This is a genomic window from Hassallia byssoidea VB512170 (assembly GCF_000817785.2).
Classification (GTDB): domain Bacteria; phylum Cyanobacteriota; class Cyanobacteriia; order Cyanobacteriales; family Nostocaceae; genus Hassallia; species Hassallia carrinoi.
This window is the reverse complement of the sequence record NZ_JTCM02000004.1, coordinates 62,192-74,811: the sequence shown is the minus strand read 5'-3', so window position 1 is coordinate 74,811 and position 12,620 is coordinate 62,192. Positions and strand designations below refer to the sequence as shown.

The window sequence follows — 12,620 nt, the reverse complement described above, 5'->3', positions numbered from 1 at the left end:
GAATAAAATTTATTACCATCAATAAATTGATTTGCTCTGTACCCTAAATTATGAATTATGAATTAATAATTATTCGGTCAGCCTAGCTGAAATCAAAATGGCAAATACAGCAAGCTAATTTCTCATTTACTAGCATAGATATTTATAGCCCACTCTTTGCCATTTCCAAAACCTAGTATTTGAGGTGATGAGTAAACTAACTGATGTTCTTTAGTAATCCATTGGTCAATCAGCGGGTTGAACTCGGCGTAACTCTGATAGCCTGGTTGAAGCCACCAAAAAGGAACATGTACGTAAACTATGAGGGATGGAGGTTTATTTTTCATGCGATCGATAAACTCCCGCTCTGCATCTGGAGTAGGAACAACCCCTGGAAGAAAGATAGTTTCTTGACTGGGTGAGTGAGTTTTGGTAAGAAAATTTAAAGTGGCTCCAGCGGGAACTACCAGTACAGATTTGGCTTTAGAAGCGTTGATATATTTAATAGTTTGGTTGAAGGCAACAGCGAGGTCAGCATATTTAGTGTAAATAGTTCCTTCAGGCGATCGCACTGCATAGCGATACTGTCCTAACTCCACCAAGTTCATACCACCACCAATCAGCAAGCAAATCAACAAAAACCTTGAGATTGGCAAACTAGTTTTTTCAGCCAAATTGTATAAAAACGTGAAAAACAGTATTAATGCTGTTACAGCATAAATTCCATAAAAACCGATGTAGAACAAAAAGCGAGCGTTGAGCAACATAGAGAAAGCGAACAAGGCATACAGTAGAGGTGCATGTCGGTGCTGAATTAACTCCCTGAAACTCAAAGCAAACCATGCCACCAATAACGGTAAAAGCCAAGCCATATTCCCCAAAGGGTGGAAAACAACATCAGAACAGCAAGCCAACCGACGCAGTATTAAAAAGCATAAAAATACAAAACATAGAACCACAAGCGACTTGACTGCAAGCCGAAGCGATCGAGAATTGGGTATCCACTCTCGTCTAGAAAGCCACCTCGTAGCTAGGGAAGCAACGCAAATTACTAGCAAAACAACTAAACCAATTTTGAAGGCATTCTCCCAAATGTTGATTCGCAACAAAACCAAACCTAATAAAGAGAAAGCGATACTTACAATTCCCTCAATTAGTATCTTGTATCGATTATTGGGTATCCACTCGCGTCTAGAAAGCCAGCCAGCAAATGCCAGTGCTAGCCAAATCACGATTGAAGTAGCTGTAAAAACGTTGAAAGTACTTCTTGTGATATTCAGGGTTTTGCCAGCGGAAACATCAAAAAGTCCGCTTTTGGTAAGAACCTGGGACTTGGAAACTGGCAGGATTGAAGTTTGTAGCGTCTCCCAGGAAACTTGATGGGCAAGCAATGCGAATGGTATTATTACACAGATACTTGCAACTAAAATTACTAAAATGCTACGTACTACCACGCCCTTGAGATTTCTCGGACGCAGGTTTGCACCAACCAACACACCAACAAGCCCAGATACTCCGTATTCTTGCTTAGAAAGTCCGGCTAATCCGCAGGCGATCGCAGCTGCTACCAACCATCTGGTTTTGCCAGTATGTCCGTAGCGGTCAACAGCAGTAAAAGCCAGCAAGCAAAATACCGTCCCATAGACACTACCGTAACTATAAGGAACGATCAGATTAAACAGCCCTCCGGGAGCGAAAGCACAGTATATCAGCACGCAAATTGTGCAAAGTGCTGCCCAAGGCTTATTGGTAAGCCTTATAGTCAATTGATAAGTTAGCAAGGTAACTGCCAATGCCAAGACCAAACCAACTGCGTAGAAAACTTCTAAGTGATGCCCAAACAGCAGCAGTGCAAGCGCATTGACGTAGTAAGGGAGAGGTCCGTAGTAATTTTGCAAGTCGCGGTATAGTACTTCCCCTGCCAGCAGACGAGCGGTTATCTCGGCTTCTTGCCCGGTATCAAATATCGGATGTGCTAATTTGCCCCAACTGACAAACGCCAGCAAGATAAAACAAGCAAGTACAAAAAATAACCACGGGTCACGTTGCAGAATATTTATCTTTCGATGCTTTTTAACACTCGGCACGCCAGAGTCAGCAGGATATACCATATTTATTTTTATCTTTTTGGCTGATATAAGAATGCAAAGCTAATACTCGATCTTGGCAGATCGGCTTAATTTCATTGTCAATTTTGTTTGCACTTAAGTAATATATACGCACTATATATGCTTAGATATTTATATATAAAATTAAAACAGTTTTTCGTAATATAACCAAGCAAAGTGTCAGCTAATACAAAGTTCCTTAACATAACAAATCCTTTGAGCAAATGGATAGCGTCTTTACAACTCAACAGCCAAATAATGGCAACGCCACCGATGGTGTGGAATATGAACTCGGAATGAAGTTCCGAAGCGCCCAGAATGGTCAGATTGTCGCGATTCGCTTTTGGAAAGCACCCAGCGAGAGTGGCACTCATGTAGGCAAAATCTGGTCAACATCAAATACTCTTTTGGCAAGTATAACTTTCGCCAACGAGACGGCTTCGGGTTGGCAGCAGCAAACTCTGTCTTCTCCGCTGACAATAAGCGCTAATACTACTTATGTGATAAGCGTTAACACAGCCAATACCTATTTCCCAATTACCGTTCAAGGATTGACAAGCTCGGTGGTAAATGGAAATGTGAGTTCAGTTGCTGATGGTTCTAATGGAGTGTACGGCAATGTGAATGCAATGCCTACTAATTCCTACAATAGTTCCAACTATTTCCGCGACATCGTATTTACTGCTCAACTTCCTCCTAGTATCACCAAAGTCAGCGGTGATAATCAACAGGGAGCAGTAGGAACTGCGCTACCCAACCCATTGGTTGTCCAAGTTAAAAATGGTTCTGGCAATCCACAAGCGGGAGTTACAGTCAACTTTACAGTTACTAATGGCGGAGGAACTGTTTCACCCACCAGTGCCGTAACTGATGCCAACGGTAAGGCAAGCACGGTGCTGACCTTGGGAACAACTCCTGCAACAAATAATACCGTGAGTGCAACAGCTGCCAACATTGGCACGGTTATTTTCAGTGCCTTAGCGGAGCCAAAGAACCCCAATCCTATTTATCTAGAAAACAAAAAACCGGGCACTACAAACTGGAAAATCACCAACCAGTCTACTAGTAATGAAATTGTCGGCTATGCTACAGCAACTAGCGTCAATAAGGGCGGTTCGCTGCCAATCAAGGTTTCCCTAGCACAGCCCGGACAATTTACAATCGATATCTACCGCTTGGGTTACTACCAAGGTAATGGAGGGCGACTGATAGTTAGCAGCGGATCGCTCAGTGGCATCACCCAACCTGCCTTGACACTTACAGACTCAGCTACCAAGCTATATGAAGCTACGAACTGGTCAACCTCCTATACTGTTGCTGTCGGCAATAACTGGACGAGCGGGCTGTATATTGCCAAATTAACAGAACAGGCAACAGGTAAGCAGTCACAGGTGTGGTTTGTTGTCCGCGACGACAGCAGAAACTCAGATATTGTCTTCCAAAGCAGCTTTACTACTTACTTTGCATACAATAACACTGGTGGTTACAGCACCTACGCATATCAGAGTGTCGGCGGTCAAAGAGGATACAAGGTTTCTAGCGATCGCCCCCTGTCAATGACCACCTCTGAATGGCATCACTACAACCAAATGACTCTTTGGGAACGCAATATGGTGCGTTGGTTGGAGTCTCAAAGTTATGACGTTTCTTATATCACAAATATCGACTTTCAGACCAATTCGCAAATATTACAGGGGCACAAAGTATTTTTATCAGTTGGTCATGACGAGTACTGGTCGTTAGAACAGCGCAATGCTGTTGAACAAGCCCGCAGTTCTAAAATCAACTTGGCGTTTTTCTCATCCAATACTGCTTATTGGCGGGTGCGCTTTGAAAATTCAAATGGAGGGCAAGCCAACCGAGTTATGGCATGTTACAAAAACACGGCAGATACGGTTGCGCCGACAAATAAGTGGAGAAGTACCCAGAACAACCGACCAGAAAACGCATTGCTGGGAATTATGTACACAGGCGATCGCGATGACTTGTATTACACTTGGGGCGATCCTAACGGTAGCACCAACAGCTACAGTGGCTACGACTTTGTAGTTGCCAATAGTTCAGACCCATATTACGCCAACACCAATCTGACCAACGGTAGCAAATTGACTCAGCTGGTCGCTTTTGAGTGGGATGCGGTTGTTAACAACGGTGCGGCTCCAAGTGGTTTGGTGATTCTGGGACAGTCCACAGTTAGCCCAATTAATGTGGATGACGATCTGCCTGCTGGTACTAATACACAAGTATCTCATGCAGTCCGCTACACCGCCGCCAGTGGAGCCAAAGTATTTTCCACTGGTTCCAATCAGTGGATGTGGGGATTAGATAGCGATCGCATCACTCCAGCCAAAGAAGATAACCGCGCTAAACAAATTGCTGTCAACGTCTTTGCAGATATGGGAGCTAAACCTCAGACTCCAGGAGCTGGCATAATTGTCCCTTAACAATATGACCAAGAGTTCTTGAAAGGGGAGGCAGTGCGGGGAGCGGGGTTCACCTGCGTGGAGCATCTGCCGTGAAAGGAAAAAAGGGGTTCATGTAAAGAAAAATCCGCATGAAAAAATAAAATAAAACTCTTTATTTCTTACACCTTTTCCCTTTACCCTTTCAAGAACTCTTCGTTGACGCATTGCTTATTGCTATAGCACAGGAGGGAAGAGAAAATGAATTTGAGAATCAGACGACGAAGATTTGGGCAGATAGCGATCTTAAGTGCAGCATTAAGTGCGATCGCCAACTTCGCAGGTAAGACCGTTGCACAGCAAGCAGAATCAATTATTTATGGAGTGAGTCTTACCAGTAGCAGCAGCATTATCAACATCGGCATCAAGGTTGGAGAACTCATCGATGTCAACATTACCCCAGCAGTAACCCTAATTAGTTCCGACTTAGTGAGTGGTAGGGATCTGGCAACGATTCAACTACCGGGTATAAGTCTTAACAACCTGGATACGCTGATTGAGACTGCGAATAAAGCCTTATATACCGAGCCTAGCGAGCGGTTAACTGCTCTGACTCCCTTAGCCGATGGTTCATTCGTTATTGCCTCTGTTGCATCCACAAGGACGGGTAATGTCAATCGCATCATACTTATTGATGCTAAGTCTACTAGACCTCTAAGAGCTCTAAGAGTATCAGGATTCAGAAGAGTAAATGGCACGCTTGAAAGTTTAGTAGCAATCAAAGAAAACAACTTTCTCGGTGTAGTTAGCCTCAATGAAGGCACTCCGCCTTTTGATTTGGTAAATTTGGACTTGAACTCCGGCAAATTAAATTATAGTGACGATCTACCAATACTTGCAGCGAACCTGCGATTTAGCAATCTTGCCCAAGCCCCAGATGGTACAATTTACGCAACCCTTCTCAGTTCGCAAGGTGGTACAACTCTCGTACAGGTGGACTTAGAAAATAAGGCGATCGTTAGCGGTAGAGGAAAAATTATCAGACTGTCGGAATTGAAATATGACGGTAAACCTTTGGAAAATGATTTACTCAGCCTAGCCGTTTCTAGATCCGGTGAAGTATTTGCCCTTGCTAACCCCACTAATGAGAAAACCAATTCTCTATTTAGTGTCGATGTGAAAAGTGGAGAAATGAAGTTTGTGAGAAAATTCGCGGCTGATAAGATTGCCTTTGCTCGTGCATAAGTAAGTGGGCGAAATTAAACGTAAAATATCGTAGTGAGCCAGCGCGGTCTTCTCCCAAAGGGAGAGGCTAACGCCAAGGGGAGCCAGTGCGTTGGACGGGTCTCCCGGCTTGAAGCATCTGGCGTGGTCTCCCCCATGAGCGACTTCAGAACCCGGAGGGTGAGCGGTTTACCGCTCATATTTTCACATTAAAGGGCTGTTAGCGGAGCTTTCCCGTAGGGTAGCCCTTACTACTAAGAAGCGCGTTTATTTATACCCATCTACTTTAGGTAAATCAAAGATACTCAAATGTTCGGCAACATAATCAAAACAGCCTAATCATACAAGCATTTATCCTTAACCCCTTTGTCTCTTGGCAGAGGGGTTTTTAGCGACTGTGGGTAATCAACCAGATATAAACTATACAGTTCTCAGTTGGGTGAAAAAATTAAATATTCTTCGGAACGTTCGCTATATACCGCAACTTGCTATTAGGAGGCAAAAATATGCATTTACAACCTTTAGAGTTGGAAATAACAGAAAATAGACAATCGATAAGCATTATAGTTCCCTGCTTTAATGAGTCTGAAGGAATTGAATCTTTAAAGAAAAAACTAATGCCAGTATTGATAAAGCTGCGCTTAACTAGGTCAGTCGAACTTATTTTAGTTGACGATGGTAGTACAGACGATACTTTTTTCAAGTTAGAGCAATATTTTGGACAAATTGCCCAAATAATCCGCCATCCGAAAAACAAAGGTCTCTCGGCAGCCATACAAACAGGATTAGTATACTCTATAAATGATATTGTTTGCACAATCGATAGTGATTGCACTTACGATCCCCAACAGTTGATTGAGGTTCTAGATTTGATGCGTGCTAATGTTGATATTGTCACAGCATCTCCATATCATCCCAAAGGTCGCGTAAAAAATGTTCCGGGTTGGCGTCTATTTCTCAGTAAAGGGTTATCACTGCTTTACAGACTTGTATTGCCACAAAAGCTTTATACCTATACAGCTATGTTTAGAGCATATCGTCGTGAAGTTCTAGAGACAGTACCAATTACTTATCCAGGCTTTCTCGGTCTTGTAGAGATTTTAGCTGAAGCGATGTTGCGCGGATATAAGGTTGTGGAGTATCCAGCCGAATTAAGCAGTCGGATTTTTGGGCAGTCGAAGTTACGTGTAGCTAGAGTTATTTTGAATCACTTAAAGTATATTAGGAAGCTGATCGTCCGGCAAATGTTTCAACAGAAAAAAATCAAAATGCAATATTACAAGTATACTAAAAAGGACTTATGAAAATCGTTACTATATTGGGTGCAAGACCACAATTTATTAAAGCATCTGTAGTCAGTTCTGCTTTTCAACGTGCTGGAATAAACGAAATTATTATTCATACAGGGCAGCACTTTGATTCATTAATGTCCGATATATTTTTTCAAGATTTAAACTTGCCTCAGCCCCAATATCACTTAAACATTCATAGCCTGAATCATTCAGCAATGACAGGTAGAATGATGGAGAAAATAGAGGAATTACTTGATGATAAACCTGATTGGATGTGCGTTTACGGAGATACGAATTCAACATTAGCAGGTGCTTTGGTTGCAGCAAAGCTGCATATACCAATAGCACATATAGAAGCTGGACTGCGAAGCTTTAATCGGCAAATGCCTGAAGAAGTTAATCGGGTTGTAACCGATCATCTTGCACAACTTCTTTTTGCTCCGACAAATCTGGCAGTTCAATGTCTTGAAAACGAGGGGATTTCTCAAGGAGTCCACTTAGTTGGAGACGTAATGATGGATGCTATTTTGCAGTATCAGGCTAAAGCAAAACAAACATCTGATATTCTCGCAAGACATCAGTTGAGCCGGAATGAATTTTACCTTGCTACTGTTCACCGACCCAGCAATACAGACGATCGCGTGCGTCTGAGTTATATCCTGGACAGTTTCACGAAACTAGATCATCCGGTTGTTTTTCCGATCCATCCTCGAACCCAAGCTCAAATTGACAAGATGGAATTGAGTCATTATCTGGCTGCTGACTCAATTGTGGCGATACCACCAGTTAGTTATCTTGATATGCTAGCGTTAGAAAGTGCCTGCCGTTGTATAATTACCGATTCTGGAGGTATACAAAAAGAGGCTTATATTTTTGGGCGTCCCTGCTTTACTCTGCGAAATGAAACTGAATGGAAAGAAACTGTAGATATCGGCTGGAATCAATTAGTACAACCAGAAAATTTAAGTGAATCAATTGCAAACTTCACGCGACCATCTGAATGCCCTAAACTTTATGGAAATGGTGATGCAGCAACCCAAATTACTCAAATACTACTTAACTTATAATTATTATTAAACAAGTATATGCACAGGCAAGCAGACCGAGCATTAGTGTAATTTCACACCAAGGATAGAGAGCGTGTCAGATACTGTGATTCGGGTTGAAAACCTGAGCAAAAAATATATAATCGGTCATCAACAGCAAGAGAAACATTCAACTTTAAGAGATGCTTTGGTTTATGGAGCCAAATCTCTGGGTGACAAACTACTAAATTTTTCTACATATAAACATATCTCACCAACATCTGAAGATTTTTGGGCACTCAAAGATATTTCTTTTGAAATCAAGCAAGGCGATCGCGTTGGTATCATTGGTCGTAATGGTGCAGGCAAATCAACTTTATTAAAAATATTGAGCCGTATTACCGAACCAACTACTGGGAGAATTTCCATTTTTGGACGAGTAGCCAGTCTGTTGGAAGTAGGAACAGGTTTTCATGGGGAATTAACTGGACGGGAAAACATTTATCTCAACGGTGCTATTTTGGGCATGAGCAAAGCTGAGATCGTCAAGAAGTTTGATGAAATTGTCGCTTTTGCAGAAGTAGAAAAGTTTTTAGATACACCAGTCAAGCGTTATTCTTCTGGAATGTACGTGCGTCTTGCCTTTGCAGTCGCTGCTCATCTTGAACCAGAGATTTTAATTGTAGATGAAGTACTGGCAGTGGGAGATATCCGCTTTCAGCAAAAGTGCCTGGGGAAAATGGAAGAGGTTGGTAGAGAAGGACGTACAGTTTTGTTTGTCAGTCACAACATGAGTACGGTGAGCTACTTATGCAGTCGCGGTATTTTGTTAGAATCTGGCACTTTGTACGTAGATAGTGACGCCGAAGAAGCTATCAGAATTTATCTGGATAAGTCTTATAACGTTGCTCAATTGCCTTTAATTGAAAGAAAAGATCGTAGCGGCTCTGGAAAAGTAAAATCTGCTAGTTTTAGAGTGTTAAATCAGGAAGGTACAGAAGAAAATACCTTACAATCAGGTAAAAATTATTACTTAGAAATAGGTTATTTAAATTATACAAAAGAACGTATCAATAATGTTGTAGTCAGTCTTGATTTTTTTGATGACAAAGGTATTCGAGTTCTCTTACTAAGAACTAACTTTACAAATAGTAATCTAACTATAGACGCGGAAAAAGGATATATTATTTGCGGAATCAACAACTTACCTTTAGTTAACAGCTTATACCGAGTGTCGATATATTTATCACATGCAGATCAAGAATTACTTGATTGGATTGAAGATGCAGCATCTGTAACTGTAGAGGGAGGTGATTTTTTTGGTACAGGTAATCCTGGTCTTCCCAATCACTGCAAAATTTTAACTAAGGCTCAGTGGTCTACTGAGATATCTTTTTTCTCTTCTTAGCAAGCTTGATACGCTAATTCCAATGAGCGAACAACATCCTTATCGGGCAACAATTCCACCAGTTCCAGAAAAAGCACCAAGTCCTCTTTGGTCTGTAATGATTCCTACGTATAATTGTGCAAAGTATTTGCGCGAAACCTTGAAGAGTGTGTTAGCTCAAGATCCTGGTGCTGAAGTGATGCAAATTGAGGTGATTGACGATTGTTCTACCAAAGACGATCCCCAAGCAGTTGTTGAAGAACTCGGTCGGGGACGTGTTGGATTTTATCGGCAATCAGAGAACGTAGGTCATACAAGAAATTTTGAAACTTGCTTAAAACGCGCTCGCGGAAAATTGATTCATCAGCTACATGGTGATGATTGTGTTAGAGATGGCTTTTATCGAAAAATACAGCGAGCTTTCGAGCAGAACCCTGATATTGGTGCTGCTTTTTGCCGCTATATTTACATGGACGAGCATAGCCATTGGCAACATATTTCTATGTTGGAGCAAACTGAAAGTGGTATTTTGAATAATTGGTTAGAAAAAATTGCTGTCAAACAGCGAATTCAAACACCATCAATTGTAGTACGACGTGAGGTGTATGAAAAGCTAGGAGGGTTTGACAATCGCCTATCCTGGGTTGAGGATTGGGAAATGTGGGTAAGAATTGCTGCACACTACTCAGTATGGTACGAAGTTGAGCCGCTAGCATTGTATCGCACGCACTCTGCTTCCAATACTGGACGTTATCTGCGTACTGGTGAGAACATTCGAGATGTTTGTAGGTGTATAGAGATACTGAAATATTACTTACCTCCGACAGAGGCTGATGAATTATTAAGTCAATGTAGAGAAGATTGGGCAGTTTATGCCGTGAGTTGCTATGCACGGGAAATGCTGGATCTAGGAGATATAAATGCTGCTTTAATTCAGGTGCAAGAAGCACTCAAATGTAGCAAGTCGATGAAAGTAATCAGGCAATTGATTCGCTTTGTGCGATCGGTAGCGATCGCCCAAATCAAGCGAATATTACGAACAGCAGCGCAATCTTTAGTATGAGCGATTTACATCCTTATCGGGGGACGATACTGCCAGTATCAGATAATACACAGCGCCCGATTTGGTCTGTGATGATTCCTACGTATAATTGTGCGAATTATCTGCGGGAGACGCTCTTGAGTGTATTGGCACAAGATCCGGGATCGGACATGATGCAAATCGAGGTGGTTGACGATCGCTCGACCCAAGACGATCCTGCTGCGGTAGTTGAAGAATTGGGTGGCGATCGCGTTGGGTTTTATCAACAGCCAAAGAATGTCGGTCACATCAGAAATTTTGAAACTTGCTTGCAGCGTTCTCGGGGAAAATTGATTCATTTACTGCACGGTGATGATTGCGTTAGAGATGGCTTTTATCGCCAATTACAACGTGGTTTTGACCAAAACCCGTCAATCGGAGCTGCTTTTTGTCGCCATATGTTTATGGACGAACAAGGACATTGGTCTTATATTTCCGACCTAGAACAGCTTGAAAGTGGTATTTTGAGCAATTGGCTAGAGGAAATTGTCGTGCGGCAGCGTATTCAAACACCATCTATTGTAGTACGGCGTGAAGTATACGAGCAGCTTGGAGGGTTTGACCGTCGCTTTTCCTGCTGGGGTGAAGATTGGGAAATGTGGGTTCGTATTGCAGCAAACTATCCAGTATGGTATGAAGTTGAGCCACTGGCTTTGTACCGCACAAGATCGACTTCATTAAGTGGAAATTCCGTGCGTACTGGTAAGAATATTCAAGACATCCGTAAAGCAATTGAGATGGTACGAGAATATTTGCCAAAAGAGCGTGCCAAACAACTTACTCAAAAAACATTAACACACTATGCGCTTTTTGCCCTTGGTTATGCAAGGCAATTAGCTGCCAAAGGAGACACTTATGGTGCTAAAAACCAAATTAGGGAAGCTTTACTTTGCCAATCGTCATTGAAGGTTATTTTATCGGCATTAAAGTTAAGCACAAAATTATATTACCGAAAAATTATGGATAAAATACCTAAATCTTAGATAATATTTACCGAATATATAAACTTAAAAAGCGCTATCTACAGAATAAAAAACTCAAAATAAAAATTATTTTATGAAAGCACCAATTAGCGTTATAACTTGCACGCATAACCCCCGGCGTGATTATTTTGAGAAAGTATTATCAGCATTAAAATCTCAAACCTTGCCACTAGAGCAATGGGAATTTTTGCTAATTGATAACGCAAGCCAACAATTGCTGTCTTCAGAAATTGACTTAAGCTGGCATCTAAATGCTCGTCACATTCGAGAAGAACAGTTAGGTCTAACTCCTGCGAGATTACGAGGTGTTAAAGAAGCCGCAGGTGAAATTTTAGTCTTTGTTGATGATGACAATGTTTTAGACTCAGATTATTTAGAAGCCGCTTTCAAAATCAGCAAAGATTGCTCAATGATTGGTGCTTGGGGTGGAAAGATTATACCTGAATTTGAAATACCACCTCCAGAATGGACAAAGCCTCACCTAACAGCTTTAGCAATTACAAAATTTGAACAAGACATTTGGTCAAACCTAATACATCACCGTGAAACAACTCCTTGCGGAGCAGGACTTTGTGTTCGTAAGATAGTTGCCGAAAAATATGCTGAATTAATTCATACAGACCCCAGACGTGCAGATATGGATCGCAAAGGTAAACTGTTGACCTCTGATGGTGACACAGATTTAGCACTTACGGCTTGCGATATAGGCTTAGGCACAGGACTGTTTACATCTTTAAAGCTGACTCATTTGATCCGAGCTAGTCGTCTGGAAGAAGATTATTTTCTGCGTCTGGCAGAAGGATTTAGTTATTCAGGAACTATCCTGGACTATCTGCGAGGTAAACGGCGATTTCAGCCAGCTTGGAGAGCATCAAAGACATATCTGTTATATCTACGCTTGCGATATGGTTCTAGAAGATGTCGCTTTTATGAAGCTTCGCAAAAAGGCTTCAGGCTAGCTCAAGAAAAAATCGCCGATTGGGAAAATTGTTCTAAAAGTTAATTACCAGAATGAGAAAATAATTCTTGCATGAATAAAATTTGGGCGTTGCAGTCCTATAAAGGCTGAAATTTCTAATTACTCGTAGAGACGTTCCGCCGGAACGTCTCTACAAATAATGGTTTTAATGTTACAGTCA

The 12,620-nt window shown here is 41.6% G+C and carries 9 protein-coding genes; 8 read left to right on the top strand and 1 reads right to left on the bottom strand.

The genetic code is table 11. From position 1 onward, the window contains the following. Window positions 1–122 precede the first annotated feature (122 nt). Window positions 123–2,090 carry an ArnT family glycosyltransferase gene (locus PI95_RS03235; protein ID WP_039752642.1) on the bottom strand — a complete coding sequence of 656 codons (1,968 nt, stop codon included), beginning with the start codon at window positions 2,088–2,090 and terminating at the stop codon, window positions 123–125. A gap of 221 nt (window positions 2,091–2,311) precedes the next feature. Here PI95_RS03235 and PI95_RS03230 point away from each other — a divergent pair, with 221 nt between their 5' ends. From PI95_RS03230 to PI95_RS03195, 8 genes are all read left to right on the top strand, one after another. Continuing rightward, window positions 2,312–4,531, top strand: a complete 2,220-nt coding sequence (locus PI95_RS03230; protein WP_039752641.1) for a N,N-dimethylformamidase beta subunit family domain-containing protein — start codon at window positions 2,312–2,314, stop codon at window positions 4,529–4,531. Between the two features lie 219 nt (window positions 4,532–4,750). Further along, window positions 4,751–5,734 (top strand): hypothetical protein, encoded by a 984-nt coding sequence (locus tag PI95_RS03225; RefSeq protein WP_039752640.1) that lies wholly within the window; start codon window positions 4,751–4,753, stop codon window positions 5,732–5,734. 485 nt (window positions 5,735–6,219) lie between these two features. After that, a complete protein-coding gene (locus PI95_RS03220; RefSeq protein WP_052325740.1) occupies window positions 6,220–7,017 on the top strand; it encodes a glycosyltransferase family 2 protein in 798 nt (265 codons plus the stop codon). Further along, on the top strand, window positions 7,014–8,072 hold the full coding sequence (gene wecB / locus PI95_RS03215) for a non-hydrolyzing UDP-N-acetylglucosamine 2-epimerase (RefSeq protein ID WP_039752639.1): 1,059 nt from the start codon (window positions 7,014–7,016) through the stop codon (window positions 8,070–8,072). The genes PI95_RS03220 and wecB overlap by 4 nt, the downstream gene beginning before the upstream one ends. 73 nt (window positions 8,073–8,145) lie before the next feature. Beyond that, the gene (locus PI95_RS03210) at window positions 8,146–9,438 is read left to right on the top strand and encodes an ATP-binding cassette domain-containing protein (RefSeq protein ID WP_039752638.1); all 1,293 of its coding nucleotides are present in this window, start codon (window positions 8,146–8,148) and stop codon (window positions 9,436–9,438) included. Window positions 9,439–9,460: 22 nt separating this feature from the next. Then, window positions 9,461–10,480, top strand: a complete 1,020-nt coding sequence (locus tag PI95_RS03205; protein ID WP_039752637.1) for a glycosyltransferase family 2 protein — start codon at window positions 9,461–9,463, stop codon at window positions 10,478–10,480. Next, window positions 10,477–11,481, top strand: coding sequence for a glycosyltransferase family 2 protein (locus tag PI95_RS03200; RefSeq protein ID WP_039752636.1), 1,005 nt, complete (start codon window positions 10,477–10,479; stop codon window positions 11,479–11,481). Before PI95_RS03205 ends, PI95_RS03200 begins: the two co-directional genes overlap by 4 nt. Window positions 11,482–11,554: 73 nt before the next feature. Further along, on the top strand, window positions 11,555–12,484 hold the full coding sequence (locus PI95_RS03195) for a glycosyltransferase (protein ID WP_039752635.1): 930 nt from the start codon (window positions 11,555–11,557) through the stop codon (window positions 12,482–12,484). Window positions 12,485–12,620: the final 136 nt, after the last annotated feature.